The organism is Pseudoxanthomonas sp. PXM01 (assembly GCF_014851815.1).
GTDB lineage: Bacteria > Pseudomonadota > Gammaproteobacteria > Xanthomonadales > Xanthomonadaceae > Pseudoxanthomonas_A.
Map to the genome: position 1 here is coordinate 1,178,529 of NZ_JACVAJ010000001.1, position 25,559 is coordinate 1,204,087.

At 68.7% G+C, this 25,559-nt stretch carries 24 protein-coding genes; 10 read left to right on the forward strand and 14 right to left on the reverse strand.

Annotation, left to right across the window (positions count from 1 at the left end; all coding sequences use genetic code 11):
- Positions 1 to 35 precede the first annotated feature (35 nt).
- Complete coding sequence (locus IB230_RS05330) at positions 36 to 995, forward strand: acetyl-CoA carboxylase carboxyltransferase subunit alpha (RefSeq protein ID WP_162337596.1); 960 nt, start codon at positions 36 to 38, stop codon at positions 993 to 995.
- A 13-nt stretch (positions 996 to 1,008) separates the two neighbouring features.
- Positions 1,009 to 1,719 (forward strand): transglycosylase domain-containing protein, encoded by a 711-nt coding sequence (locus IB230_RS05335; RefSeq protein WP_192269627.1) that lies wholly within the window; start codon positions 1,009 to 1,011, stop codon positions 1,717 to 1,719.
- A gap of 27 nt (positions 1,720 to 1,746) precedes the next feature.
- Here the strand turns inward: IB230_RS05335 and IB230_RS05340 are convergent, their stop codons facing one another.
- Positions 1,747 to 4,566, reverse strand: a complete 2,820-nt coding sequence (locus tag IB230_RS05340; protein WP_192269630.1) for a di-heme oxidoredictase family protein — start codon at positions 4,564 to 4,566, stop codon at positions 1,747 to 1,749.
- A 245-nt stretch (positions 4,567 to 4,811) separates the two neighbouring features.
- On the opposite strand from IB230_RS05340, the gene IB230_RS05345 reads away from it, so the two are divergent.
- Both IB230_RS05345 and IB230_RS05350 read left to right on the forward strand, forming a co-directional pair.
- Positions 4,812 to 5,564 carry a tetratricopeptide repeat protein gene (locus IB230_RS05345; RefSeq protein ID WP_192269633.1) on the forward strand — a complete coding sequence of 251 codons (753 nt, stop codon included), beginning with the start codon at positions 4,812 to 4,814 and terminating at the stop codon, positions 5,562 to 5,564.
- 104 nt (positions 5,565 to 5,668) lie between these two features.
- On the forward strand, positions 5,669 to 5,857 hold the full coding sequence (locus IB230_RS05350) for a hypothetical protein (RefSeq protein WP_192269636.1): 189 nt from the start codon (positions 5,669 to 5,671) through the stop codon (positions 5,855 to 5,857).
- 4 nt (positions 5,858 to 5,861) lie between these two features.
- On the opposite strand, the gene IB230_RS05355 is transcribed toward IB230_RS05350, so the two are convergent.
- Entirely contained in the window at positions 5,862 to 6,836 is a 975-nt protein-coding gene (locus IB230_RS05355; protein ID WP_192269640.1) for a GAF domain-containing protein, read from the reverse strand.
- 124 nt (positions 6,837 to 6,960) lie between these two features.
- Between IB230_RS05355 and tilS the strand changes: the two genes are divergently transcribed.
- From tilS to IB230_RS05370, 3 genes are read left to right on the forward strand one after another with little or no spacing between them, the layout of a single operon-like run.
- Complete coding sequence (gene tilS / locus IB230_RS05360; protein ID WP_192269643.1) at positions 6,961 to 8,262, forward strand: tRNA lysidine(34) synthetase TilS; 1,302 nt, start codon at positions 6,961 to 6,963, stop codon at positions 8,260 to 8,262.
- A 51-nt stretch (positions 8,263 to 8,313) separates the two neighbouring features.
- Positions 8,314 to 8,574, forward strand: a complete 261-nt coding sequence (locus tag IB230_RS05365) for an exodeoxyribonuclease VII small subunit (RefSeq protein ID WP_192269646.1) — start codon at positions 8,314 to 8,316, stop codon at positions 8,572 to 8,574.
- Positions 8,564 to 9,442, forward strand: a complete 879-nt coding sequence (locus IB230_RS05370; protein WP_192269649.1) for a polyprenyl synthetase family protein — start codon at positions 8,564 to 8,566, stop codon at positions 9,440 to 9,442. Before IB230_RS05365 ends, IB230_RS05370 begins: the two co-directional genes overlap by 11 nt.
- Positions 9,443 to 9,500: 58 nt before the next feature.
- Here IB230_RS05370 and IB230_RS05375 read toward each other — a convergent pair whose 3' ends face one another.
- A complete protein-coding gene (locus tag IB230_RS05375; protein WP_192269652.1) occupies positions 9,501 to 9,893 on the reverse strand; it encodes a DUF4870 domain-containing protein in 393 nt (130 codons plus the stop codon).
- A gap of 118 nt (positions 9,894 to 10,011) precedes the next feature.
- A complete protein-coding gene (gene pmbA / locus IB230_RS05380) occupies positions 10,012 to 11,370 on the reverse strand; it encodes a metalloprotease PmbA (protein ID WP_192269656.1) in 1,359 nt (452 codons plus the stop codon).
- A gap of 98 nt (positions 11,371 to 11,468) precedes the next feature.
- Between pmbA and yjgA the strand changes: the two genes are divergently transcribed.
- The gene (yjgA, locus tag IB230_RS05385) at positions 11,469 to 12,017 is read left to right on the forward strand and encodes a ribosome biogenesis factor YjgA (RefSeq protein ID WP_192269659.1); all 549 of its coding nucleotides are present in this window, start codon (positions 11,469 to 11,471) and stop codon (positions 12,015 to 12,017) included.
- Between the two features lie 142 nt (positions 12,018 to 12,159).
- Here yjgA and tldD read toward each other — a convergent pair whose 3' ends face one another.
- The 4 genes from tldD to IB230_RS05405 form a co-directional block, all read right to left on the reverse strand.
- Positions 12,160 to 13,602 carry a metalloprotease TldD gene (tldD, locus tag IB230_RS05390; RefSeq protein WP_192269663.1) on the reverse strand — a complete coding sequence of 481 codons (1,443 nt, stop codon included), beginning with the start codon at positions 13,600 to 13,602 and terminating at the stop codon, positions 12,160 to 12,162.
- Positions 13,603 to 13,664: 62 nt separating this feature from the next.
- Positions 13,665 to 17,498: a YhdP family protein gene (locus IB230_RS05395; protein WP_192269667.1), complete on the reverse strand. Its 3,834-nt coding sequence runs from the start codon at positions 17,496 to 17,498 to the stop codon at positions 13,665 to 13,667.
- Between the two features lie 24 nt (positions 17,499 to 17,522).
- Entirely contained in the window at positions 17,523 to 19,010 is a 1,488-nt protein-coding gene (gene rng, locus IB230_RS05400; RefSeq protein ID WP_162337581.1) for a ribonuclease G, read from the reverse strand.
- 12 nt (positions 19,011 to 19,022) lie between these two features.
- Entirely contained in the window at positions 19,023 to 19,619 is a 597-nt protein-coding gene (locus IB230_RS05405; RefSeq protein WP_192271303.1) for a Maf family nucleotide pyrophosphatase, read from the reverse strand.
- A 159-nt stretch (positions 19,620 to 19,778) separates the two neighbouring features.
- Between IB230_RS05405 and IB230_RS05410 the strand changes: the two genes are divergently transcribed.
- Both IB230_RS05410 and IB230_RS05415 read left to right on the forward strand, forming a co-directional pair.
- Complete coding sequence (locus IB230_RS05410) at positions 19,779 to 20,522, forward strand: SIMPL domain-containing protein (RefSeq protein WP_192269671.1); 744 nt, start codon at positions 19,779 to 19,781, stop codon at positions 20,520 to 20,522.
- Between the two features lie 209 nt (positions 20,523 to 20,731).
- Complete coding sequence (locus tag IB230_RS05415) at positions 20,732 to 21,406, forward strand: energy transducer TonB (RefSeq protein WP_192269674.1); 675 nt, start codon at positions 20,732 to 20,734, stop codon at positions 21,404 to 21,406.
- A gap of 66 nt (positions 21,407 to 21,472) precedes the next feature.
- Here IB230_RS05415 and rlmH read toward each other — a convergent pair whose 3' ends face one another.
- From rlmH to lptE, 6 genes are read right to left on the reverse strand one after another with little or no spacing between them, the layout of a single operon-like run.
- A complete protein-coding gene (rlmH, locus tag IB230_RS05420) occupies positions 21,473 to 21,943 on the reverse strand; it encodes a 23S rRNA (pseudouridine(1915)-N(3))-methyltransferase RlmH (RefSeq protein WP_192269677.1) in 471 nt (156 codons plus the stop codon).
- 55 nt (positions 21,944 to 21,998) lie between these two features.
- A complete protein-coding gene (locus IB230_RS19915) occupies positions 21,999 to 22,757 on the reverse strand; it encodes a DUF695 domain-containing protein (RefSeq protein ID WP_192269679.1) in 759 nt (252 codons plus the stop codon).
- A gap of 10 nt (positions 22,758 to 22,767) precedes the next feature.
- Positions 22,768 to 23,184, reverse strand: coding sequence for a ribosome silencing factor (rsfS, locus tag IB230_RS05430; RefSeq protein WP_056878289.1), 417 nt, complete (start codon positions 23,182 to 23,184; stop codon positions 22,768 to 22,770).
- A gap of 31 nt (positions 23,185 to 23,215) precedes the next feature.
- Positions 23,216 to 23,893 (reverse strand): nicotinate-nucleotide adenylyltransferase, encoded by a 678-nt coding sequence (nadD, locus tag IB230_RS05435; RefSeq protein ID WP_192269682.1) that lies wholly within the window; start codon positions 23,891 to 23,893, stop codon positions 23,216 to 23,218.
- A 6-nt stretch (positions 23,894 to 23,899) separates the two neighbouring features.
- Positions 23,900 to 24,934, reverse strand: a complete 1,035-nt coding sequence (gene holA / locus IB230_RS05440; protein WP_192269686.1) for a DNA polymerase III subunit delta — start codon at positions 24,932 to 24,934, stop codon at positions 23,900 to 23,902.
- Positions 24,934 to 25,482, reverse strand: coding sequence for an LPS assembly lipoprotein LptE (gene lptE / locus IB230_RS05445; protein ID WP_192269709.1), 549 nt, complete (start codon positions 25,480 to 25,482; stop codon positions 24,934 to 24,936). The genes holA and lptE overlap by 1 nt, the downstream gene beginning before the upstream one ends.
- Positions 25,483 to 25,559: the final 77 nt, after the last annotated feature.

The window sequence follows — 25,559 nt, forward strand, 5'->3', positions numbered from 1 at the left end:
CTACACTTCCCCCCTTTCCGGCCCATGGCCCGCAGATGAATCCGAATTACCTCGACTTCGAACAGCCCATCGCCGACCTGGAAGCCAAGATCCAGGACCTGCGCGCCGCCAGCACCGGCCCGGCGGTGAATGTCGATGCCGAGGTCCATGCGTTGCAGGACAAGCTGCGGGTGCGCACGGCGCAGATCTTCCGCGACCTGTCGCCGTGGCAGGTCTCGCAGCTGGCCCGCCATCCTGCGCGGCCGTACACGCTGGACTACATCAAGGTGTTCTGCGACGAGTTCCAGGAGCTGGCGGGTGACCGCGCGTTCGCCGACGACGCCGCCATCGTCGGCGGCCTGGGCCGAATCGACGGCCGCAGCGTGATGATCATCGGCCACCAGAAGGGCCGCGACACCAAGAGCAAGATCGCCCGCAACTTCGGCATGCCGCGCCCCGAGGGTTATCGCAAGGCGCTGCGGCTGATGAAGATGGCCGAGCGCTTCAAGCTGCCGCTGCTGACCTTCATCGACACGCCGGGCGCGTATCCTGGCGTGGGTGCGGAAGAGCGCGGCCAGTCCGAGGCCATCGCACGCAACCTGATGGAAATGGCCGAACTGAAGATCCCGATCATCTGCACGGTGATCGGCGAGGGCGGCAGTGGCGGCGCTCTGGCGATCGGCGTCGGCGATCGCACGCTGATGCTGGAGTACGGCACCTATTCGGTCATCTCGCCGGAGGGCTGCGCGTCGATCCTGTGGAAGGACGCCGCCAAGGCCAAGGATGCCGCCGAGCAGCTCGGCCTGACCGCCAAGCGCCTGCACGGGCTGGGCCTGGTCGACAAGGTGGTGCGCGAGCCGATCGGCGGTGCGCACCGCAATCCGCGGCAGATGGCCGTGCGCCTGAAGGCCGTGCTGCTCAACGAACTGGACGCGCTGGACCAGCTGCCGGTGGAGCAACTGCTGCAGAAGCGCTACGAGCGTCTGCGCGGCTACGGCGCCTACGAGGCCGCCTGAGCCTTCGCCGGGGATGGCCTGGATCAGAGCCCTCCTCGGAACCCTGCTGGCCCTCGCCGTACTCGTCGTGGGCCTGTGCTTCGGTCTGTATGCCTATGGGGTGTCCGGCCTTCCCGACGACCTCGAGCCGACTCGCTACCGCGCTGCGCCCGAGCTGCGCGCGCTTTACCTGGACATGGAAGCGGGCGGCATCGAAGACGTGCCGCGCCTGAATCCCCTCAGCGTCTGGAGCTACGGGCTCTGGCACAACGCGGGCCGGCAACGCGAACCCCTCGGCTCCCAGCTGCGGCTGCTCGGCCACGCAGGACGCGCCCTGATGATCCGACGAGAAGCGGGTCAGGCAGGCGCGACGCGCTGGCACCTCATCAACCTGGCCGCCACGATCGAGGTCAGCCGCCACTGGCGCATGGACCGGATGGTCGACACGCTGCTCGCGGAAAGCGGATTCGGCCGCAACGCCACGGGTATCGAGCAGGCGGCGCACGCCTGGTATCGCCGCCCCTTGGCCGAGCTCGTCCCTGAGGAACGCCTGCTGCTCATCGCGCTGATGAAGGGACCTTCCTACTACGATCCCTGCCGCAACCCGGAACGGTTCGGCCAGCGTTATCGCGACCTCGCTGCGCGGGCCACAGGATTCGATCCCGATGCCGCGCTTCCACGCGCGGTGGCCCGACTCTCGCCACCGGACTGTGCCGAAAGACTCAAGGTTGTTGCGACTCCGTAGGTCCCGCCCACAGGGCGGAGCGCGCGGTCACAGCGATTTGAGGAAATCCACCAGCGCGCGCCGGTCCTCGGCACTCATCGCCTCGAACCGCTGCTTCGCCGCCGTTCCCTGGCCGCCGTGCCACAACACCGCCTCTTCCAGCGTGGCCGCGCGACCATCGTGCAGGTAGCGCACGTTGGGATCGATCGACGCCGCCACGCCCAGGCCCCACAGCGGCGGCGTGCGCCATTCGCGCGCGGTGGCCCGGCCTTCGACATAGGTGTCGGCCAGTTCAGGGCCCATGTCGTGCAGCAGCAGATCGCTGTAGGGACGGATGGTCTGGTAGCGCAGCTCGACGAACCGATGGTGGCCGGTCTGCAGTTCCGGTGCATGGCAGGTACTGCAGCGCGCCGCCTCGAACACCTGCGCGCCACGCTTGACGCGCAACTGGCGCGTCCGTGCCTGTGCATCCTGCTCCAGCGGGTTGTCGAAGTCGCGTCGCGGCGGCACGCCCAGCAGGCTCAGATAGAGCGTGGTCTGATGGATGTCGGCCGCGGTCAGTTTCGCGCTGCCGGTGTCGACCTGCGCACAGGCCGTGCCCTGGCTGCCGCGCGCGCATTCCAGTGACGACATCAGCGGCGACGTGACGCCCATGTCGGTGTTGAACGCCAGCGCGGCCTGCTGCTCCAGCGTGGCGGCAGCCGCCTTCCAGCCGAAGCGGCCGACTCGGCTGACACCCGCATCGCGCGGATCGGCCACGATCTGCAGTCGCCCGGCCACGCCGTCGGGATCGCCCCGCTGCGCCAGCGCCAGTCGCTCCAACTGCTGCTCGGACACGGCCTCCAGCAGACCGAGGCCGATCAACGAAGGCGCGACGCGCACGGACAATGCGGTCGGCAACGCCAGCGGCTGGCCGGCACGATCGCGCAGGGCGTAGTTCGGCCGGCGCAGCACGTAACCTGTGCCGTCCGCGTAGCGGCCCGGCAGTTCGGTGTAGCCGGTCAGCACCAGCTCGGCTTCGCGCCCATCGATGTTCGCACCGGCTTCGCGGTAAGTGCCCTGCTGCAACCGCAGGCCGAAGCGTGCATCCGGTGCCTGCGTACCTGCACCCGCCACGCCCACGAACACCCCCAGGCGGTTCAGCGGTGCGCCGACGACCGGCGAACTGCGGCCATTGCCGGTGTGGCAATCCACGCAGCGCGTCTGCGAGAAACGTGGCGCGGCCTTGCCCGCGTGCGCGGTGAAGACGGTGTTGCTTTCCTCCGAGTGACGACCGCTGGCGAAGGAAGTATGGATCAGCCGGCGCCCTTCTGCCCACGGCTGCATGTTGTAGCCGGCGATGTTGTGCGAGGCCTGCTGCAGCATGCGGAACGGTTCGCTGGAGGTGTCCTCGTGCAGCGTCATCCATGGACCGGCGGACAGCGCTCCGGCCGGCATCGCCAGCGAATCCAGCGGCCGTTGCACGCCGTAACCCGGCCCGCGGTACCACGACACGATGCCGTGCGATCCGGCGCGGTAGACCAGTGCCTCGGCGTAGTAGTTGAAGCGGCCGATGACGTCCGGATTGCCCGCCAGGAAGATGCCCAGTTCGAACTCCACCAGATCGCCCTTGCGCAGCGCCCGGTGGGCCTCGTTGGCGGCGGTGCGGATCTCCTTCACCAGCACGAAGGCGTTGCCCGGCGTGCCCGCCGGCGGCGTGTAGTTGCCGTTGGGATCCTGACCGAGTTGTGCATAGTTGGCGATCGGCGTCTGCGCCGCCACGCCACCGGGCAGCAGCTTCATGCCGCCGTTATCGGCGTACAGCGCCACCGACGTCGGCTCCAGCGGATCCTCGCTGCGCCGGCCGATGTAACCGTGGCGGAAGTTGGTGCCGTACCAGTAGTGCTGCGGCTTCACCACGACGGTCAGGACGCGCTGCTCGCCGGAGGTGCCAGGCACGGCATCGTCGTAGATCAGGATCTCGTGCGTACGCCGCTCGAAGTAGTGCGGCGGGAACACCTGGTAGCTGTCGTCGACGATGGGCTCGCGCGCATGGCGGTCGCGCACGCGGCCACCGACATGCGTGACCAGCGTGCCATCGTCCTGCGTGTAATGGATCGGCGCCGCGTCGTCGGGCCACAGCAGCGGCTGGTAGGTGGCCGACGGCGGCACCGCGGGCGGTGGCGGCAACAGCGGCTGCGAGCCATTCTGCCGCACCGGTTGCGGCTCACCTGCGCCCAGGCGGAACTGCTGGGCCGGCACCGTCGCGCAGGCGATCTGTTCGACCGCGGTTCCCGCTGCGACCGCCGCACCGACAATGCCCAAGCACTTGCCGCTGTTGACGTTGACGATGCGATAGCGATCGCTGGTGTCGATGCGCTGCAGACGGAACCGCTGCGCACCGCTGCCGTTGTCGTCCCACTGCTGCACGACGACGTGATCGGCGGTGGAAGCGGCGGGAATGTCGGCGGACTTCTGCGTCGCCAGGTTGCGCAGGCGGTATTGCCCGGCTGCGGTCTCCATGACGTCGTAGAACTGCCGATGCAGCGTGGCGTCGCAGGCCGACTGCACCAGCGGCGTTCCGTTGGCGGTGCTGCCGTCACGGACCTCGATGCACAGGCCGCTCAGCACGCTGGCGATGCGATAGCGGGCCGGCGGCACGGGATCGACGTTGATGTTCTTCGGCGGTGCCGCCTGCGGTTCGGCGGCCGCAGCGATCGCCGTCGCGCCAGCGTCCATCTGGGTGGACGCGGACATGGGACGCGCGCGACTCCAGAACGGCGCATCGCCCGACTCGTCGGCCGGAGCGGAGCACGCCGCCAGCGACATCAGGGCCAGCAAGGACAACACCGACGCGCGGGGGCGCCGGACGAACATGGGGGAATACATCGGGCACCGACTCCGTGGGGGACGCGTGGGGAACGTCGGCAGCACGTCCACTTCTTTCCCCGAAGCGGACCGTGCGCCATCCGATGGCAGGACGCGGCATCGTCGCAGAGCGGTCGCCCGTGTGGCTGTGACAGGCGCCGCACAACGCAGCGCGGCGCACGCGCATACCGGCCTCTTCTCTGCGCTGGCGCCGACCGCGCGGATGACGGATGCTTGACCCTCCTCCGCCGGCACGCCACTCCAGCATGAGCCCACTCCTGTTGCTGACCTACGCCGTGCAGATCGCCTGCTGCGTGCACGTGGTGCGTACCGGACGTCCGCTGTACTGGGTCTTCATCCTGCTGGTGTTCCCGTTCCTCTCGGCGATCGTCTACTTCATCGCCGAAATCCTGCCCGAGCTGCGCCACCATCCGTCGGCGCGCCGCACGGTACGCAATGTGCGCAACCGCATCGATCCGGACCGCGACCGCCGCGATGCGGCCAGGCTGCTGAAGGCGGCTGACACGCCGGAAAACCGCAGGCGGCTGGCCGACGAGAGCCTGCGCAGCGGCGACTATGCCCACGCGGCCGAGTTGTTCGAGCAAGCGTTGAAAGGCCTGTACGCCACCGACCCGGACCTGATGCTGGGGCTGGCCAAAGCGCAGTTCGGACTGGGCGAGTCCGCGAAGGCACGCGCGACACTGGACGCGCTGATCGCCGCCAACCCCGGCTTCCGCTCCGCCGACGGCCATCTGCTGTACGCACGCGCGGTCGAGGACACCGCCGACGCGGCGGCGGCCCTCCACGAATACGAAGCCGTGGTGCAGGGTTACCCGGGCGAGGAAGCACGCGCCCGCTACGGTCTGCTGTTGAAGCGCCAGGGCGAGCACGCCCGCGCGCGCAGCGTGTTCCAGGAAATCCTCGACCGCTCCGACGCCGCGCCGCGCTACTACCAGCGCGAGCAGCGCGACTGGATCGAGGTGGCCAAGCGGGAACTGGCGGCCCTGCCACGCGCCTGAGCGCCCAGCGCCGCGTCCGCGGCTTGATTGCGATCAAGGCGACGGCGATGCACCCGGCGCACCCTGACATCGCGGCTTTCTCCGCCGCGATGCCCGGAGGCGACATGAACCTGCTTTCGATGCCGTGGTGGTATCTGCCCACGGCGGTGTTCGTCGTGGTGCTGATCGCGGTGCTGGCGGTGAACCGCTGGCGCTTCCACCGGAACGGCGCCAGCCAGCACCTCGTCCTCGGCCTGTTCGTTTCGGCCTGCTGCGCCGGCGCGGTGATCGTGATCCTGCAGCGCGTGCAGTGAAGCGTCAGGCCGCGGCGCGTGCGTTCGCCGCGATGTCCTTCTGCAGGCTGAGGTCTTCCTCCGCGCGCAGGTAGACCCGATGCAGGACCTCGCCCGGCGACGCGGTTGCCGCGCCTACCAGCAGCGACAACCCATCGCGCTGCCCCACCCTTTTCGCCTGCTGTCGAAGCGCTTCCACGCAGTCCTCACGGCTGTCGCCATGCAGCAGCGCAATGTACTCGGGGCTGTCGGTGACGCGGCTGACGTGGTCGCCCTGGGCGGCTTTCACGCAGGCATCGAAGTCGGGGGCCCATGCCTGCAGCTGCCGCTCCAGCGCACGATCGCCCAGCCGTCGAGCGGCCTCGGCCATGCCCTGCACCTCGATGATGGCCACGGTGTACACGGGACCTGTCGCGTCCGGCTTGTCCGCTGCGGAGACGGCCGCTGACACCGGGGAAGACGTATCGGACTGAAGCGCGGCCAGCGCCTGGACGTCATGGTGCGCGCGGTGCGCGTCGAGCAAGGCCATCGTCACCCGCGCCAGCGACCGCAGCGAGGCCTTCTGCTGTCCGTTGAGCCGACGTGGCTGCGTGTCGACGACGCAGACCGTGCCGATGGCCTCGCCTTCGCCGGTCACCAGGGGCATGCCCGCGTAGAAGCGCGCCTTCAGGTCTCCGGTGACGATGGGGAAGTCGTTGAAGCGCGCGTCCTCGCTGAGGTCCTGGACCTCCAGCAGCTCGTCCGGCTGGCGGATCGCGTGATCGCAGACGGCAGTGTCGCGCGTGGTTTCGTGATCCTCCAGTCCGAGGCGCGCCTTGAACCACTGGCGATCGCGGTCGATCAGCGACACCACCGCGATCGGCGTGCCACAGAGCGCCGCGGCCACTTGCACCAGGTCGTCGTAGACGGTGGCCGGCAAGCTGTCCACCACGTGATAGCGATCGAGGGCGCGCTGCCGCTGTTGTTCCTGCGCAGAGGGGGAGGCGGTCGAAGCCGTCATGCGTTCTCCTTCGTGGCGTGTCCTGCCCATGATCGCCATGAACCGGTTCACGCGCCGTCAACGCCACCTCGATCGCAGGCATGCGCCGGCTGCACCCGGCACGCATCGCCGCTAGCATGGGCGCATGCACCGCCCCCCTGCTCCCTCGCTGGCCCTGTCGCCACCACCGGTCGTGGGACGCGTGTGGGTGGCCTTCAGCGGCGGACTGGACTCGACGGTGCTGCTGCACCGGCTCACGCAGGAGGGAACGCTGCGCGCGGGCGGGCTCCATGCGATCCACGTGCACCATGGATTGCAGCCGGACGCCGATGCCTGGGCCACGCATTGCGCTGCGCTCTGCAGGACACTCGATGTGCCCTTGCAGGTGCATCGCGTGCACGTCGACATGACGCGGGGCGAGGGCGTCGAAGCCGCCGCGCGACGCGCTCGCCACGCCGTCTTCACCGAGGTGATGCAGGCGGGCGACATCATCGCCCTCGCCCACCATCGTGACGATCAGGCAGAGACCTTCCTGCTGCGGGCATTGCGCGCCTCGGGCCCCGAGGGCCTGGCGGCCATGCGCGCCTGGCGTCCCTTCGGCACGGGCTGGCTGTGGCGGCCATTGCTGGACTCGCCACGTTCCGACCTGGAGGCATACGCACGCGCAGCATCGCTGTCGTGGATCGAGGATCCCAGCAATGCCGGCACGGCATTCGACCGCAACGTCCTGCGCCACCAGGTGCTGCCGCTGTTGCGGCAACGCTGGCCGCAGGTGCATGCGGCCTTCGCGCGCAGCGCCGCGTTGAGTGCCGAGGCCAACGATCTGCTGGAAAAGCAGGATCGCGACCTGCTCGCCTCCGCCGCCACGGCGGATCCGGCCGCCCTGCATGTCGCGCCGTTGCGCGATGCCGGTGCTGCCGCGCGCGCACGGGCCTTGCGACGCTGGATCGACGGGCTCGCGCTGCCGCCGCTTCCTGCCGAAGGCGTCGCCAGGATCGATGCGGAACTGCTCGATGCCCGCCCGGATGCGCAGGCCGAGTTCGCCTGGCACGGCGCGATCGTTCGGCGCTGGCGCGATCTGCTGCATGCCGAACGCCTGCGCCCCGCCCTGCCGGAGGGATGGCAAGCCGACTGGAGCGGCGCGGAAACATTGCCCTTGCCCGATGGTGGCTGGCTGTCACTGGAAGGCGATGGGGCTCCGTTTGACATGCCGGTGCGCGTGACCGGACGCCGCGGCGGCGAGCGCATCGCACTTCCTGCCCGCTCGCACCGGCATGCCTTGAAGGACGTACTGCAGTCGTTGGGCATTCCCCCCTGGGAACGACGGCAGCTTCCGCTGTTGTGGCAGGACGACGTCCTCTGGGCCGCCGGCGACCTGGTCCTGTCCGCCGCCTGCGACGCCTGGCTCCGCGCAGCGGGACGACGGCTGGTGTGGCATCGCGGCTGATCCCGGCGCCTGCTGTTTGACCTGGCCGCAGGCGATCCCCACACTTGCCGCATGGCCAAGAAGACCCCCGCCGACGCTTCGCGCGTCGCCCATTTCGAACAGTCGCTGGACGAACTCGAGCAACTGGTCGAGAAGATGGAACACGGCGACCTGACCCTGGAAGCCTCGCTCGCCGCCTACGAACGCGGCGTGGGTCTGTACCGGCAATGCCAGGCGGCGCTCGAACAGGCCGAACTGCGCGTGCGCCTGCTCACCGACCCCGAACGGCCCGAGAGCGGCGAACCCTTCGCTCCCGCCCCCGATGGCCGCTGATCCCCGCTTCGCCCTCTGGGCGACGGCGCTGGAAGACTATCTGGACCGGGCGCTGCCGCCCGCCGACGCCGCCCCGCAGCGCCTGCACGCCGCCATGCGCCACGCCGTGCTCGGTGGTGGCAAGCGCATGCGCGCACTGCTCGTGTATGCCAGCGGCACGTTGCTGGGTGCTGACGAAGCCGCGCTGCATGCCCCCGCGGCCGCGGTCGAACTGATCCATGCCTACTCGCTGGTGCACGACGACCTGCCGGCGATGGACGACGACGACCTGCGCCGCGGCAAACCCACCGTGCACATCGCGTTCGACGAAGCGACCGCCATCCTCGCCGGCGACGCGCTGCAGACGCGGGCATTCGAGCACCTCGCCGCCGCCGATGCCGCTGCAACGCTGCGCGTGGACTGGCTTGCGACGCTGGCGCAGGCTTCCGGCGCGGCCGGCATGTGCGGCGGCCAGGCGCTCGACATCGATGCCACCGGTACGCAGCAGTCGCTGGACGACCTGCAACGGATGCATGCGCTGAAGACCGGCGCGCTGATCCGCGCCGCGGTGCGCATGGGCGCACTGGCCGGAGGCGCCGACACGGCGACGCTCGAACGGCTGGACGCCTTCGCCACCGCGCTGGGACTGGCGTTCCAGGTGCGTGACGACATCCTCGACATCGAAGCCAGCTCCGCCCAGTTGGGCAAGACCGCCGGCAAGGATATCGCCCAGGCCAAGTCGACCTACCCGGCCCTGCTCGGCATGGATGGCGCGAAGGCGAAGCTCGCCGAACTGGATGCGCAGATGCGCGAAGCGCTGGCACCCTACGATGGTCGCGCCGATGCGCTGCGCGCGCTGGGCGACCTCGCCATCCACCGGACACATTGAACGGAGGCATGAAAAAAGCCCGGCGATGCCGGGCTTTTTCCTTTCGCGCGATGATCGCTTACTTGATCAGGCGCAGCGCGAACGGATACCGATAGGCTTCGCCGTTGCTGACCTTGATCGCGGCGATGATCGTCAGCACGAGCCACGCGATACCGACCAGGAACAGCAGCAGCAGGCCAATCACGATCAGCGTCAGGATGCCGGAGATGATCGCGGCGATCAGGATGGTGATGTTGAAGTTCAACGCTTCCTTGCCCTGGTCGTTGACGAAGGGCAGCGTGTCCTTCTTGATCAGCCATACCACCAGCGGGCCGAGCAGGTTGCCGAACGGGATGATCAGGCCGACCAGCGAAGACAGGTGCGCGAACAGCGCCCACTGCTTTTCCTCGGCGCCCGGGCTGCCGGACGGCGGCGGCGGCGGCGGTGCGGTGACGTTGTCGAATTCGCTCATGCAGGGTTCCCCATGGATGGTGGTAGGGCTGTCGAGTACCACGGCTCCGCCGTGGACTCCGCTCGCCAAGCATAACGGCAATCCATGGCACGGCGGGTCACCCGACGCTTGCGGGACCCTATTCGCCCGCGACGGTCATCCGGCCCACCAGCAGCGATCCGACACCGACATGCGAGCGGCGATCCACGTCGCTGCCCACCGCTTCGATACCGGCGAAGATCGTCTTGAGGTTGCCGGCGATGGTGATGCCGTCCACCGGGTAGGCCAGCACGCCATCTTCGACCCAGAAGCCGGCCGCACCGCGCGAATAATCGCCGGTCACGCCATTCACGCCTTGCCCCATCAGCTCGGTGACCAGCAGGCCTGTGCGCATGCCCGCCAGCAGCTCGTCGAAGCCGCCGGCGTTGGCTTTCACCTGAAGGTTGTACACGCCGCCGGCATTGCCGGTGGTCTGCAGCCCCAGCTTGCGCGCCGAATAGCTGCCCAGCACGTAGCGCTCCAGCACGCCGTCGCGGATCAGGTGCGAGCGCTTCGTCGCCACGCCCTCGGCATCGAAGGCCGACGAGCGCAGGCCGTGCGGCAGCAGCGGCAGCTCCTCGATGGCGAACCAGTCCGGAAAGATCCGCTGGCCCACGTGGTCGAGCAGGAAGCTGGCCTTCCGGTACAGCGCACCGCCCGAGACCGCGCCGAGCAGGTGGCCGACCAGCGAACGCGCGACCTCCGCCGAGAACAGCACCGGATACTCACCGGTGGCCAGCGACCGCGGCTGCAGGCGCGACAAGGTGCGTTCGGCCGCCTTGCGGCCGATGGCGAGCGGGTCTTGCAGTTCGAGGTGCGACAGCGCCGTGCTGTACCAGCCGTCGCGCTGCATGCCGTCGCCCTGCCCGGCGATCAGTGCGCAGCCGATCGTGTGCTGGGTGTCGCGTTCGCGGCCGATGAAGCCATGGGAATTGGCATACACCGACAGGCTCTCGCCGCTGCCGACGGATGCGCCATCGGAATTCGCAATGCGTGCATCGGCATCGCGACCGGCCGCTTCGCACGCGAGCGCGAGGTCCACGGCGTGGTCCATCTCGAGCGCCCACGGATGCCAGACATCCAGGTCGGGAAACTCGCGCGCCATCAGCGCCGCGTCGGCAAGGCCGGAGGCCGTGTCGTCTTCGGTGTAGCGGGCGATCGCGCACGCCTGGACGACCGTGGCCTCCAAGCTCTCCTCGCGCAGGTCGGCCGTACTGGCACTACCCTTGCGCTGGCCGAAGTACACGGTCACGCCGATGCCCCGGTCGCGCGTGGATTCCACTGTCTCCACGTCGCCCAGGCGCACGTTGACGTTGAGCCCCGTCTCCTCGCTGCAGCTCACCTCGGCCTGGGTGGCGCCGTGCGCCCGCGCGCGCTCCAGCAGGCGCTGCGACAGCGTCTCCAGGCGTTCGAGCCGGGCGAGGCTGTCGTCGGGGGTAGTCAGGGCGGTGGCGTTCAATGCTTTATCCTTGTGTCCTGTGATCCGCGCCCGGGCGCCGGATCGATATGTGATCAGGTTTCCGCACGATGCGGCGGAACCGAAAGAGAGGCTTCACCATGCGCGGACGCGACCCCGAAACCGGCGAATTCCTTGGCCCCAGCCGCACCCAGCAACGGGGTGAGGCGCTGGAGATCCGCGGCCTGGCCGAGAAGCTGGTGGCCCTGCCGGCCGCTCAACTGGCGCGCCTGCCGATTCCCGAGGACCTGATGCCGCATATCGTGGAGACGCAGCGCATCACCTCGCACATCGCGCACAAGCGCCAGCTGCAGTTCCTCGCCAAGCAGATGCGGCGCGAGGACGACGAGGTGCTGGAGGCGATCCGCGATGCGATGGACGAAGGCGGCGAAGCGGCGCGGCTCGAAACCGCCCGTCTCCACCAGGCCGAGCAGTGGCGCGACCGGCTGCTGGCCGACGGCGACCAGGCGCTGGCGGACCTGCTGGACGCGTTCCCGACCGCCGATCGGCAGAAGCTCCGCCAGCTGGTGCGCAACGCCGCCGACGAAAAGGCGAAAAACAAACCGCCGCGCGCCTTCCGCGAACTGTTCCGCGAGGTACGCGAGCTGCTGGCCGATGCCAATGCGGCGGACGACGAAGACGCTACCTAATAGCCCCTCTCCCTTCGGGAGAGGGGTTGGGGTGAGGGTCCGGCGAAGTCCGTGCGACACGGGCGTCATGGATTCCACCACACCCTCATCCGCCCCTTCGGGGCACCTTCTCCCGACGGGAGAAGGACAAGACGCCATCGGTTCACGCCTTCGTCCCGCCCACGGTCAGGCCTTCGATCAGCAAAGACGGCTGGCCTACCCCGACCGGCACGCTCTGGCCGTCCTTGCCGCAGACACCGACGCCCTGGTCCAGTGCCAGGTCGTGGCCGACCATCTTCACCTTCTGCATGGTCTCCGGGCCGTTGCCGATCAGCGTGGCGCCCTTCACCGGCGCGGTGATGCGGCCGTCTTCGATCAGGTAGGCCTCGGTTGCGGAGAACACGTACTTGCCGCTGGTGATGTCGACCTGGCCACCACCGAAATTGACCGCGTACAGGCCCTTCTTCACCGAGCGGATCATGTCCTCCGGATCGTCCTGCCCGGCCAGCATGTAGGTATTGGTCATGCGTGGCATCGGCAGGTGCGCGAAGGACTCACGGCGGCCGTTGCCGGTGGGCGCCACGCCCACCAGGCGCGCGTTGTGCGTGTCCTGCATGTAGCCGACCAGTACACCGTCCTCGATCAGCGTGGTGCAGTTCGTCGGCGTGCCTTCGTCGTCGATGTTGAGCGAACCGCGGCGGCCCGGCAGCGTGCCGTCGTCGACGATGGTGACGCCCTTCGATGCGACCTGCTGGCCGATGCGACCGGCGTACACGCTGGTGCCCTTGCGGTTGAAGTCGCCTTCCAGGCCGTGGCCGACGGCTTCGTGCAGCAGCACGCCCGGCCATCCGCTGCCCAGCACCACCGGCATCACGCCGGCCGGCGCGTCGATGGCGTCCAGATTCACCAAGGCCTGGCGCAGCGCCTCGCGTGCGAGATCCTCGGGCTTGCCGTCGGCGAACAGCTCGGCATAGCCGTAACGGCCGCCCATGCCGGCATAACCGGATTCGCGACGACCGTTCTGTTCAACGATCACCTGCACGTTCAGGCGCACCAGCGGGCGCACGTCGGAGGCGAGGACGCCGTCGCTGCGCGCGACCAGCACGGTGTCGATACCGCCAGACAGGCTGACCGTCACCTGCTGCACGCGCGGGTCCGCGGCACGCAGGAAACGGTCGACCGCACGCAACGCTTCGACCTTGGCGTCATTGCCCATCGCATCGATGGGATCGTCGCCGGCGTACAGCGCGCGACCGCCGCTACGCACCAGCGTGCGCGGCGCGTGCGCGGCACCATCACGGGCGATGGCGCGCGCGGATTTGGACGCATCGAGCAGCGCCTGCGCGTTGATGTCGTCGGAGTAGGCGAAGCCGGTCTTCTCGCCCGAGATCGCGCGCACGCCGACACCCTGTTCGATGGAATGCGCACCGTCTTTCACGATGCCGTCCTCGACCGTCCAGCTCTCGCGGCGGGCGTGCTGGAAATACAGGTCGCCGAAGTCGATGCCCGGCCCCAGCAGCGTGCCGAATGCACGGTCGAGTCCGGAGGGGTCCAGCCCGGCAGGGAGGAGGAGACGGGTTTCGGCGAGCGAGATCGGCAGGGTCATGTCGTTACCATGGGGGCGAAGGACGGCGTCGGCAAGCCGCGCCGCGGCCATGTACGCCGGCGTCAGGGGGCGCCGGCGCGATCAGTGCGGTCGTCGTCGTCACGGGCGCGCGACTGTTCGCGCCCCACCACTTCGACCTTGGGCGATTTCCACGGGCCGGTGACGCGGTAGGTCTTGGCGCCCATCTCGGCCAGCGGCTTCTTCAGCACCGCATTGGCCACCGCACCGACCGCGGCACCGATGGGGCCTCCGGCCACCGCGCCGACCGCCGTCAGCACGTTGGCGGATTTCGGCTTCACGTCGACCGTCTGGTCGAACCGTTCGGCGCGCAGGTCGGTGTCGCCGCGGATCGCGATCTCGGCCGCGGGGCCATCGATCAGCAGGTTGTCGCTGCGCGCCAGCCCACCGCCGATGCGGATATCGCCATCGATGCGGTTGAACGCGAACCCCTTGGAAAAGAAGTCGCTGAAATCGAGCATCAGCCGCCGCCGCACTTCGGCCACGCTGAGCAGGCCGAGCACGCGACCGGCGCCCGGCTCCAATTCGAGCAGGTGGCCATCGCGCACGGCGAGTTTCACGCTGCCCTCCAGCGCGGCCAGCCGGAACGCGGCCGGGCTGCCGGGCCAGCCGGCATCCGCGGTGACCTGCCCGTGACCACCGCCCACGCGGTCGCCGAGCCCAAGATCGTCGAACAGCACACCAAAGTTCTCGCTCTTCACCTCGGCGGCGAAACGCGTACGCGCAGCATCGCCAGTCCCGGTCCACTGCCCGCGCACATCGATCTGCTGGCCGGGCGAGCGCAACTGCAGCTGGTCCACATACAGGCCGTCAGCCTGCTGTCGCGTGCGCAGCTTGGCCGTGCCCAGACGCGCGTTGCCGAAACGCAGGTCCTCGACATCCAGCGACAGCGGCGGCACCTCGGCCGGGTTGATGTCATCGGTGGCCGTGCGTACGGCGCCCGCGGACGCCTCCGCGCCCGTGGACGCCGCCTTGCGCCAATGCACGCGCGCGAGCTTGCCTGCCACCGGCGCACCCTTCGCATCCGGCACCAGCAGCGCACCTGACAGGGCGTCGCCGTCCAGCGACACCGCCAGCGCCCGCTGCGCCGGCGCCAGCTGCAGCCGCGTATCGGGGAACACCGAACCGATCATCAGCAGCCGCTCGGCGGTGACATCGATATGGCGCAACGGCAGGCCGTCGCCTTCCCCGCCGCCCCGCGCGACCGCCACCCATTCCAGCGCATCCAGCGTGCCGGTGCGGCCGGTCGCCACCAGGCCGGACGGCGGGGGCGCGTCCTTCACCACGTCGCTGCCCAGCACCACGCGCACACCGGTCTGGCCGTTGGTGCTGCGTGCACGCAGCGCCAGCAGGTCACCGAACGCCACGTCGATCTCACCACTGCCCATCGGCAGCGGCGCCCGCACGGTGGTCGCCAACGGTGTCGCCGGGGACTTGCGCATCGGCGCGGGCAGGCTCATCGCCGTGCCCACCAGATCGGACGTCAGGCTCAGTTGCGTGGGGGCTTCGGGCGCACCCGACGCGGTGCGTGGAATGCTCACGCCCACGGTCCACGCCGACCGCCCTTCCATGTAGGGCTTCAACCACGCCATTTCCGGGGCGCGATCGAGCAGGCGATCGGCATCCACCATCGCGGACAGGTCGGCCTCGAACGCCTGGGTGCGGTCGCGCGTTCCGCTGCCGGCGCGCAGGCCGAGCACGCCCGGCTGGCCCTCGTGCACGACCTGCAACGGACCTGAGGCGAACCCGCCGTCGTCGTACTTCGCCTTGCCGTGCACGTTGTCGAACACCAGATCCCAGCGCGTTTCCGCCAGCCTCGCGCCCTTCAGCTCGACAGTACCGGCCAGCTTCCTGCGCGCCTGCTCATCCGCATGGAGCGGCTGCAACAAATCGAACGTCGCCGCCACCGGGCCCTTGGCCTGCAGATGGTCGAGCGTGTCGCCGTAGGTCTCGTGCAAGGGGCTCTGCCGCAGCAGCGCCAGCAGCCGGCCCGAATCGGTGGCGGTCCGCGCGCTGATCTTCAGGTCGCCGTCGCCGAAGTCGGCAATGCCGGCCTGGAAGGCCGGGATCGCGACGTCCGCGAGCGCGCCGCGCCCCTTCAGCTCGAAGCCATTGCCGATGAAGGCGATGTCCGCATCCACCTGTTCGAGCTGCGGCCACTCCGGCTGGAACTTGAACTGCCCGTGCTCGATGTGAGCCACGGCTTCGAACCGGCCGTTGCGGTCGGTGAACGGCCAGTCGTCCAGGTCGCCGCTGACGATCGCGCGTCCGTTCCGCACGGTGCCACCGACCAGCGCTCCATTGAGCCAGTCGACGGCCGCCTTCGGCATCTTGTGGTGGATCCAGAAGCCCTTCGCCACCGGCACCGGCGCGTCGGCGAGCTCCGCCGCCAGATCGATCCATGGCCGTGTGCCGTCGCCCTGGAACCACATGCCGCCCCGCACGTCGGCCGCATAATCCTTGCCCTGCACGTGCAGCGCGGTAGTGCCCACGCGCCAGCCCGCGCCTTCGCGCCAACCGAGCACGTCGCCCTGCAGGCGAACGTCGTGCACCACCGCGAATCCGCTGGGCCAGTCGAAGCGCATCGCCGCCGTCGGATCCAGTTTCAGCCGGAAGCCCGCCGCATCGCCGTCGAAATCGCCCGCCAGCCCGCTCAACCCGGGTGCGTCGCCCACCGCCCTGAAGGAGATGTCGCGCAACTGTCCTTCGGCATGCACCGCGCCGTCCTTGCGGCCGGCCAGCGTCAGTCTCGCCAGTCGCGCACCGGGCCGCGCCTGTACGAGCCAGCGCCGCAAGCCGGCATCGACCTTGTCGCTGAGGCCCAGCACGGCGAACAATGGCGCTGCATCCACCTGGTCGGCCAGCAGGGCATAGCGTTCGCCACCCGCAAGGACCAGACCGTCGAGGGTCTGTACGGCCGGCGCCGTGCCGACGCGCAGTCGGGGCGCATCCAGTCGCCACCCTCCCGACACCAGTCGCCAGCGCAGGCGGCCTTCCATCTGTTCGAACGCGATGCGCGAGGGCGCATCGGAGTCCGGCAGGGGTGCCCCCTGCAATCCGACCTGGCGCAGGCGGGCGTCGGCCGTCACCAGCACCACGCGATGCTGGCGCAGTTCCGTCCATGCTTGCACGCGCCCGTTGCCGCGCTCGGCGACCACGCCGGCATAGCGCAGCAGCGGCGACCACGCACCGATGTCGTCCGCCGATACGTCGAGGTAGGCGCGTCCATCGCCGGCCTTGCGGTCGAAGTCGACCGCCACGTTCAACGGCGCGGCGTCCTTGCGGATCCAGGCACGCGTACCCGCACGGACACGGTCGCCGTCCACCCGCAGGCGCAGGTCGATCTCGGGCAGACGGATATCCCAGCCGAGCGACGGCGCAACGATCGCCAGCTTGCCGTCGATCACCTGCAGTTCGCCAAGGCCTTCCAGGCTCTGCAGCGGATCTTCCGTGGACTGCTGCTGCCCGGGCAGACCGCGCACCGCCCATTTGCCGTCATCGCCGCGCTGCAATGTCAGCGACAGCCCGCGCAGGCGCAATTCGGTAAAGGACCGTCCCGGCAGCAGACCGGCGTACATCGACACCAGCACTTCGGCCTGCCCGATACGCACGCCACTGTCGCCCTCACCCAGGCGCAGGCCGTCGAGCTGCAACAGCGGGCCGCGCCGTGTCCATTGCGTCTTCACCGCATCGAAGGCGACCGGCCGGCCCGCGCGCTCACTGAGCCATGCCGCGACGCGGTCCGGATGCCGCTCGGCCAACGGCAGCACCTGGCTGGCGATGCCGAGCACCACGGCCATGCACACGAGCACCACCGCGATGCCATAGACGGCACCCCGGCGGGCCAGGCGCAGGCGGCGGCGCAGCGGCGTGGGCACTACGCGTCCGCCCTGCCCCGCGCGTCAGAGCAGCACGACATCGAACTGCTCCTGCAGGTACTGCTCGTCGGCCTGGAAGCGGATCGACTTGCCGAGGAACTCTTCCAGTTCGGCCACCGCGGTCGACTCTTCGTCGGTAATGCGCGCAACGACCTTGGGCGAAGCGATCACCAGCAGGCGCGCGGCTTCGAACTGGCGCACGGCGCGGGTGATCTCGCGGAAGATCTCGTAGGTGACGGTTTCGGTGGTCTTGATGCTGCCACGGCCGCTGCACTCCGGGCACGGCTCGGACAGCTGCCGCGCCAGGCTCTCGACCGTGCGCTTGCGTGTCATTTCGACCAGGCCCAGCGGCGAGAACTCGTACACCGTGGTCTTGGCGTGGTCCTTCGCCAGCGACTTCTCCAGCGTGCGCAGCACCTGGCGACGATGTTCGGGATCGTCCATGTCGATGAAGTCGATGATGATGATGCCGCCCAGATTGCGCAGCCGCAGCTGGCGCGCCACCGCCTGCGCCGCTTCCAGGTTGGTGCGATAGACGGTCTCTTCCAGATTGCGCTGGCCCAGGAAAGAACCGGTGTTCACGTCGACCGTGGTCATCGCCTCGGTCTGGTCGATCACCAGGTAGCCACCGGATTTCAGCGGCACCTGCTTGTCCAGCGCGCGTCCGATCTCATCCTCGACGCCGTACAGATCGAAGATTGGCCGCTCGCCACTGTAGAGTTCGATGCGCTCGGCCAGCACCGGCATGTACTTGGCGACGAAGGCCTGCAGCCGTTCGTGGGTTTCCTTGGAGTCGACCTTCACCTTCTCCACGTCCTTGCGGATCAGGTCGCGCACGGCGCGCAGCGGCAGGCTGAGGTCTTCGTACAGGATGCTGCACGAGGGCGACTCGCGCCCGCGCCGTTCAACGACGTTCCAGACGCGCGACAGGTAAGCGATGTCTTCGGCGAGCGCTTCGGCCGGCTGGCCCTCGGCATTGGTGCGGATGATGTAGCCGTGCCCGCCATGCAGGCCCGCGAGTTCGGTCACGACCTGCTTGAGGCGATGACGCTCGGCTTCATCTTCGATCCGCGCCGACACGCCGATGACCTTCGACTGCGGCAGCAGCACCAGGTAGCGCGACGGGATGCTGATCTGCGTGGTCAGCCGCGCGCCCTTGCTGCCGATCGGATCCTTCACCACCTGCACCACGATGTCCTGCCCGTCGCGCAGCAGGTCCATGATCGGCGCGGCCGGCGGCGTGGGCAGAGGTGCCTCCTCGCCTTCGACCACCGCGCCCGGCGAGGAGCGCACGATGTCGTTCGCGTGCAGGAACGCCGCGCGATCCAGCCCGACCTCGACGAATGCCGCCTGCATGCCGGGCATCACCCGTTGCACCTTGCCCTTGTAGATGTTGCCCACCACGCCGCGGCGCCAGCCGCGCTCGATGTGCAGTTCCTGCAGCATGCCGTTTTCGATCACCGCGACGCGTGTTTCGCGCGGGGTGACGTTGACCAGGATTTCTTCCGACATGGGGTCCTTCCCTCAGGCTGACGCGGTGGCGGCGGTTGCCGATGGGTGGATGTCGAAGTCGCGCAGCAGCTTCGCCGTTTCATGCAATGGCAGGCCCATGACCGCCGAGTAGCTGCCGGCCAGGCGGGTGACGAACTGTTCGGCCCGCCCCTGGATGCCGTACGCGCCGGCCTTGCCCATCGCCTCGCCGCTGGCGACGTAGGCGGCGATATCGTCCTCGTCCAGCTCGGCGAAGCTCACATCGGTGACGACGAGCGCCTGCGCCTCGCGCGATGCACTGACCACGGATACGGCGGAAACCGCCTGGTGCGTACGACCGGACAGGCGACGCAGCATGGCGGCCGCGTCGGCTTCATCCACGGGCTTGCCGAAGACCTCGTCGCCGAGGATCACCTCGGTGTCGGCGCCCAGCACCACGGCGCCCGGCGTGGCGACCACCTTCAGCAGTCCTGCGCCCGCTTTTTCGCGCGCGACGCGGCGGACGTAGTCGGTGGCCGGCTCATTGGGCTGGCGGTGCTCGGGGATGTCGAGGTCGATGCGCCCGAAGGACAGTCCCAGGCGGGTCAGCAATTCGGCACGGCGGGGGGATTGGGAGGCCAGATAAAGCATCGTGGAAGAATAACCCGCGCCGCCTGACTGAATGGTCCCTGATACGTGCCGGAACCGCATAACCCTGCGCAGGATCACGGCTCGTTCATGTCATCGTGAACACCCTTGCGCGTCGATGACGACCGGGTGCCTGCCACTCGAACCAGAAAAGGAGATCCCATGCGTCTGCCCCTGATCCGCCCCCTGCTGCTCGCCCTGACCCTGTCCCTCGGAACCACTGCCGCCATGACCTCGTCCGCCCAGACCGTTCCGGCCTACGCCATCCCGGCCGACGGCACCCTGCTCAACGTGTCGGCGCAGGCCGAGGCCTCGCGCGTGCCGGACATCGCCTCGATCTCCGCCGGTGTCGTCACCCAGGCGATCGACGGCAACACCGCCATGCGCCAGAACAGCGAACAGATGGCCAAGGTCGTGGCCGCCATCAAGGCCGCCGGCATCGCCGACAAGGACGTGCAGACCAGCGGGATCAGCCTCAACCCGCAGTACCGCTATGCCGAGAACGAAGCCCCCAAGATCACCGGCTACCAGGCCAACAACACGGTCAGCATCAAGGTCCGAGACATCGCCAAGCTCGGCAAGGTGCTGGATGCGCTGGCCGGCGTGGGTGCCAACCAGATCAACGGCCCCAGCTTCGAGATCGACAACCCGGAGCCGGTCTACGACGAAGCCCGCCTGGCGGCGCTGAAGAAGGCGCAGGCCCGTGCCGACACCTATGCGAAGTCGCTGGGCCTGAAGGTGCGCCGCATCGTCAGCATCTCCGAGGGCAACGGCGGTTTCCGCCCGATGCCGATGATGGCGATGGCCAAGATGGAGGCCCGCGATGCCGGCGGCGCGCCGCCGGTCTCGCCGGGCGAGACCACGGTCTCGATCAATCTGGACGTGGTGTTCGAACTGGGCAAGTAAACCCTGCCCGACCGTTTGCGATGACGGCGCCCGCAGGGCGCCGTTTTCGTTTCCGGGCCGGACCTCCGGACTACGCCCAAGGTCGAACCCGCCCCCTCTTGCGGATGCCATCCGCGGGAGTACAGTCTGGGCTTGCGGCGCCGGGACGTTGCAACCCCACTCCCTGCGGCCGAGCGTTGTTCCGTTCACAGCCCTCAAGGAGGTGGATCATGGTTCGCGCACTACCCCACGGTTCCGATACCCGCATCGACATCGGCCGCATCGCCGCCATCGCGGCTGCCATCGCGGTCCACGCTGCCGCCCTGCTCATGCTGCTGATGCCGATGGCCGCGCCGCCCCTCGCAGCCCCTGCCAAGCCGAAAGAAGACGTCCGCTGGTACCCGAAGGAAAAGGTCGAACCGAAGAAGCCGGTCGATGCCGAGATCGTGAAGCGGGTAGAGCCCAAACCCGTCGAACCCCGGCCGGCGGTGCAGCCGCGTATCGAGACGCCTCCCGTCATCGATGTTCCCATCATCGACAACACCGGAAGCGAGCGCGTCATCGACCTTCCGGCGATCGACAGCGGCGAGATCGGCGGCACATCCGGACAAGGCATCACCGGCCCGTTGTCCTCGGCGACACTGGAGTACGTCCGCGCGACGTCGCCGCGGTATCCGATCAACGAGCTGCGCAACGGCATCCAGGGCACTGTGATCTTGCGCGTGCTGGTGGATATCGATGGAAAGCCCGTCGACGTGACCATCGAGACCAGCAGCGGCAACCGCAATCTGGACAAGGAGGCCCGCCAGCATGTGTTGAAGACCTGGCGCTTCAAGCCCGCCATGCAGAACGGGCAGGCGGTACAGGCCTACGGACTGGTGCCGATCGCCTTCAACCTGCAGTGACGCGCAATGCGTGAGCCAGAAAGCCCGCCTTTCGGCGGGCTTTCTTTTGGGACGTATCCGTCGGGGTCAGGCGCGGTGATAAGGATGGTTCGCCAGCATCGCGGCGGCGCGATAGACCTGTTCGGCCACCACCAGCCGCACCAGCATGTGCGGCAACGTCAGCGGGCTGAGCGACCACTTCTCGTGCGCCGCCGCCAGCACGTCCGGGGCATGGCCCTCGGGTCCGCCAATCAGCAACGCGATGTCGCGACCCAGCGTACGCCAGTGTTCCAGCCGCAGCGCCAGTTGCTCGGATGAATACGGCTTTCCAGTCACTTCCAGCGCCACGATGTGCGCACTCTTCGGCAACGCCGCCAGCACCCGCTTGCCCTCGTCATCGATCGATCGCTGCGGATCGCGCCCCTTGCCGCGCAGGCCGGGCTCGATCTCGACGAGCTCGAACGGCAGCCAGTGCGACAGGCGCTTCTGGTACTCGGCGAAGCCCTGCGCGACCCAGGTCGGCGCACGCTCGCCGGTGGCGATGAGGCGGCATTTCATGGCCGCATGTTACCGGCGCGGGGCGCCGCGTTGCACGGGAATCCGTAAGAGCGGACTACGAAGCTCCGGCGAGCACTTCGCATTCCCAACCGTCGTAGTGACCCCCGCACTCGCCCGCAAGATCGTAGAGCGGCAGGCAGATAGCGTCGATGGTGCCGTACGCAGGGACGTCGTGACGGAACACCTGCGCGCCCCATTCCCGCTCACCGTCGTCGTCGCGATCCGGCGTGCGGTTCTCGAACCCCATGGCGGCTTTCTGCAAGAACTCGTCGCGTGCGGTGGCACTGGGAAAGGAGGCCCAGTGATCGATCTCGCGCGGCTGCCGCAGCGCATCGCCCTGCTCTTCGAGTGCGGCGCAGACATCGCGGTTCTCCATCGATTCACGCGCACGCGGACCGGGATAGAGGAACCCGTGATACGTGCTCCATGCCGGATCGGGGCGATATCCCGACTGGTAGCGATACTCGGGTGCCGCGCGCATGGCCCGCTCGACCTGGGCGTCCCAGGCATCGCCCTGCGGCAGGTAGAAGTAGAAATCGCGGCAACCCGACGAGGTGTTGCGGCCGGCATAGGCGCCATCGCCGTCAGGCACCAGCAACGGGATCACCCGATCTTCCAGCGCCATCAGCGCATCGAATTCCTGCTGGCTGGACAGTCCATCATCGCGGGGCTCGCGCATTTCCACACGCAGCCAAGCCATCACCGGGTACTCGTCCGTCGCCACTTCATCGGCGAGGTTCAGGTCGAGGTAGATAGACGCAAGTTGGTCGTCCACCCGGAGCGCATAGAAATTCCAACGACCTTCCTTGGCCACCGGCGACTCCCTACAGCCGCGATTCGTCCGCCGTCTCGACGTCTTCCGGCGGCTGGTCGCCGACGGTCCACAGGCGCTCGAGCGCGTAGAACTCGCGCACGCGCGGCAGCATGACGTGGACGATGACGTCGCCCAGGTCCACCAGTACCCACTCGGCCTCGCGCTCGCCTTCCACGCCCAGCGGCATCACGTCGAGCTTCTTGGCGAACTTCACCACTTCGTCGGCGATCGACTTCACGTGGCGGGTGGAGGTACCCGAGGCGATCACGAGGTAGTCGGCGACGCTGGACTTGCCGCGCACGTCGATCTCGACGACATCCTTGGCTTTCAGTTCCTGCACCGCGGCATGCACCGTGGCGAGCAGGTCCGGCAAGGCCGGGGGCGGGCTGGGAAGGCGGGTCTTGATGACGTGGGCTTGGCTGGACAAAGGCTTGGTGGCTCCGGGAACTCGACGGGGATTATAGCGGACCAGCGTCAACGGCCCGTGGGACGTAGAGCCTTTCGTCGGCGATGGCATCCGCGACCGCCGCCGGGACCAGATGGCGCCAGGCCTCGTCGGCGCCGATCCGCCGACGGATCTCGGTGGCCGATTCCGGTTGCAGGGGCTGGTGCAGGCGGTAAACGCAGCCTGCGGGCGACCGGTGCAAGTCCGCCGGCTGGTCGGTCCAGCGCCCTTCCAAGGCCGCCGCTAGTACAGGGGTGAAGCCGGCATCGAGGCCACTCCCGGGACGGTCGGCGACGATGAAATGCGCCAGGTCGAACAGCTCGGACCACGCCTTCCATGCGGGCAAGCCCAGCAGGCTGTCCGCGCCGATCAACAAGGCCACCGGAAGCGCCTCTCCGCATTCTTGCCGCAGTTCGCGCAGCGTGTCGACCGTGTACGAGCGCGCCCCGGGATCGCGCTCGGCGCGCTCGAGTTCGCGCCGGTCCACACACAGGCCGGGCCACTCCTGTACCGCGAGATCGAGCAGATGGACGCGTTGGGCGGCGGTAGCACCGGGAGGGGCCCGGTGCGGCGGATCCGCGGCGGGCATCAGGCGAATCGGCACGTCGAACATATCGTGGGCCGCACGCGCGATGGCCAGATGTCCGTTGTGGACGGGGTCGAATGTGCCGCCGTAGAGGACCTGCAGCATCGTCCGTCAGGCGACCAGCAGGCGCACGGCCTTCGCATCCGCGATGGCCAGCAGCAGCCGCTCCAGCCCGACCCAGGCATCGCCATCGCCCCGGCCTTTGGCGGTGCGGTCGATCCTGGATGCCTCGGCGACGAAGCGGTCCCAGCGCGCGGGCGTGGCATGACGTTGCAGCGCGCGCTTGAACGGTGCCTGCTTCGCCTCCCAGATGCCCTGCGCCTTCATCTCGTTGGCGAGATTGCCGCCATTGGCCTGCACGCGCGCGAGCGTCGCCGTGCGTAGCAGCTCCTTGACGATCATCGGCATCAGGCCGGCGACCACGTCGCCCTCGGCACGCAGGCCAGCGAGGATGCGCGATACCTGAGCGCCCTGACCCGCCAGCACGGCGTCGGTCAGGCGGAACACGTCGTAGCGTGCCGCGTTGGCGACCAGCGACTCCATGCGCTCGGCATCGAGCATCTGGCCGTCGCTGAGCAAGGCCAGCTTGTCGATCTCCTGCGCGGCAGCAAGCAGGTTGCCCTCGACGCGGTCCGCCAGCAGCTGCACCGCATCGCGGTCGGCGCGCAGGCCTTTGCTGCGCAGACGACTCTCGATCCACCCGGGCAACTCGTGCGGCTTGATCGCCCAGGCGACGGCCAGCATCCCGACGCGGGCAACCGCATCGCTCCATTTGCCCTGATAGGCCTTGCCCCACTCGCCCGCCGTGATCAGGAGCACCACATCGGGCGGCGGGTTGGCGCAGAAGGCACTGATGACCTCGGCGCCTTCCTTGCCGGGCTTGCCTCCCGGCAGGCGAACCTCGACGAGCCGCTGCGCACTGAACAGGCTGGGCGCGTTGAAACTGGCCTCCAACTGGCCCCAGTCGAAATCTCGCCCGTCGGCATCGAAGACCTCGCGTTCGCCGATGCCCTGCGCACGCGCATGGGCACGCACCGCATCGGCGGCTTCGAGCACGCGCAGCGTTTCGGGGCCTGCAATCAGGTAGACCGGCAGCAGCGGCTCGGACGTGCCGCGCGCCGCCAGCTGTTCCGGCTTGAGTTCCATCAGGGCGCCGCGTTCACCTGGTCCGAACGCACCACGCCGTCGATACGGCGAAGGATCGAGGCGGCCATCTCGCGGCGCAGTTCGTCGGCGAGCACTTCGCGTTCGGTGGTGGTGCCCGTGGCATCCTGAGGTGGCGACACATAATCGCGCGACAGTTCGACCACCTGCTGCGGCACCAGGTCTGTGCCGTCCGCTCTGGTGAAGGCGAAAACCACCGCATAGCGCAGACTGAACTCCTGCGCACGACCGAACTGGTCCACGGCGATCGGCAGGTCGCCCCAGCGCTCGGACACGACACGCAGCGTCGCGACCTGCGTACCGGACGCCGAAACGGCTTCTTCATCACCGATCTGGGCCGCCAGCGTACCGCCCGCGGCCTGCAGACCGCGCGACAGGCTCGTCACCAGCGCACTGTAGGAGCTGGACGACGAGGTAACCCGGACCGGACCGAGGTCGGCGGGCAGCGCGATCTTGTTGCGCAGGTGGAACCCGCACCCGGCCAGGAGAGCCAGGGCGACGACGAGGAGCGGCAGGCGGAATCGGATCATGGGCGAAGTCTGGACGAGCCTGTCATGGGCGGCAAGAGCGTAGCCCGACCGCAGGTGAACACCGGGGCAAGACGCCC

Coding starts and splice junctions, on each gene's coding strand:
- IB230_RS05330 (WP_162337596.1), top strand. CDS start 36: ATGAATCCGAATTACCTCGACTTCGAACAGCCCATCGCCGACCTGGAA.
- IB230_RS05335 (WP_192269627.1), top strand. CDS start 1,009: ATGGCCTGGATCAGAGCCCTCCTCGGAACCCTGCTGGCCCTCGCCGTA.
- IB230_RS05340 (WP_192269630.1), bottom strand. CDS start 4,566: ATGTATTCCCCCATGTTCGTCCGGCGCCCCCGCGCGTCGGTGTTGTCC.
- IB230_RS05345 (WP_192269633.1), top strand. CDS start 4,812: ATGAGCCCACTCCTGTTGCTGACCTACGCCGTGCAGATCGCCTGCTGC.
- IB230_RS05350 (WP_192269636.1), top strand. CDS start 5,669: ATGAACCTGCTTTCGATGCCGTGGTGGTATCTGCCCACGGCGGTGTTC.
- IB230_RS05355 (WP_192269640.1), bottom strand. CDS start 6,836: ATGACGGCTTCGACCGCCTCCCCCTCTGCGCAGGAACAACAGCGGCAG.
- tilS (WP_192269643.1), top strand. CDS start 6,961: ATGCACCGCCCCCCTGCTCCCTCGCTGGCCCTGTCGCCACCACCGGTC.
- IB230_RS05365 (WP_192269646.1), top strand. CDS start 8,314: ATGGCCAAGAAGACCCCCGCCGACGCTTCGCGCGTCGCCCATTTCGAA.
- IB230_RS05370 (WP_192269649.1), top strand. CDS start 8,564: ATGGCCGCTGATCCCCGCTTCGCCCTCTGGGCGACGGCGCTGGAAGAC.
- IB230_RS05375 (WP_192269652.1), bottom strand. CDS start 9,893: ATGAGCGAATTCGACAACGTCACCGCACCGCCGCCGCCGCCGCCGTCC.
- yjgA (WP_192269659.1), top strand. CDS start 11,469: ATGCGCGGACGCGACCCCGAAACCGGCGAATTCCTTGGCCCCAGCCGC.
- tldD (WP_192269663.1), bottom strand. CDS start 13,602: ATGACCCTGCCGATCTCGCTCGCCGAAACCCGTCTCCTCCTCCCTGCC.
- rng (WP_162337581.1), bottom strand. CDS start 19,010: ATGTCGGAAGAAATCCTGGTCAACGTCACCCCGCGCGAAACACGCGTC.
- IB230_RS05405 (WP_192271303.1), bottom strand. CDS start 19,619: ATGCTTTATCTGGCCTCCCAATCCCCCCGCCGTGCCGAATTGCTGACC.
- IB230_RS05410 (WP_192269671.1), top strand. CDS start 19,779: ATGCGTCTGCCCCTGATCCGCCCCCTGCTGCTCGCCCTGACCCTGTCC.
- IB230_RS05415 (WP_192269674.1), top strand. CDS start 20,732: ATGGTTCGCGCACTACCCCACGGTTCCGATACCCGCATCGACATCGGC.
- rlmH (WP_192269677.1), bottom strand. CDS start 21,943: ATGAAATGCCGCCTCATCGCCACCGGCGAGCGTGCGCCGACCTGGGTC.
- nadD (WP_192269682.1), bottom strand. CDS start 23,893: ATGCTGCAGGTCCTCTACGGCGGCACATTCGACCCCGTCCACAACGGA.
- holA (WP_192269686.1), bottom strand. CDS start 24,934: ATGGAACTCAAGCCGGAACAGCTGGCGGCGCGCGGCACGTCCGAGCCG.
- lptE (WP_192269709.1), bottom strand. CDS start 25,482: ATGATCCGATTCCGCCTGCCGCTCCTCGTCGTCGCCCTGGCTCTCCTG.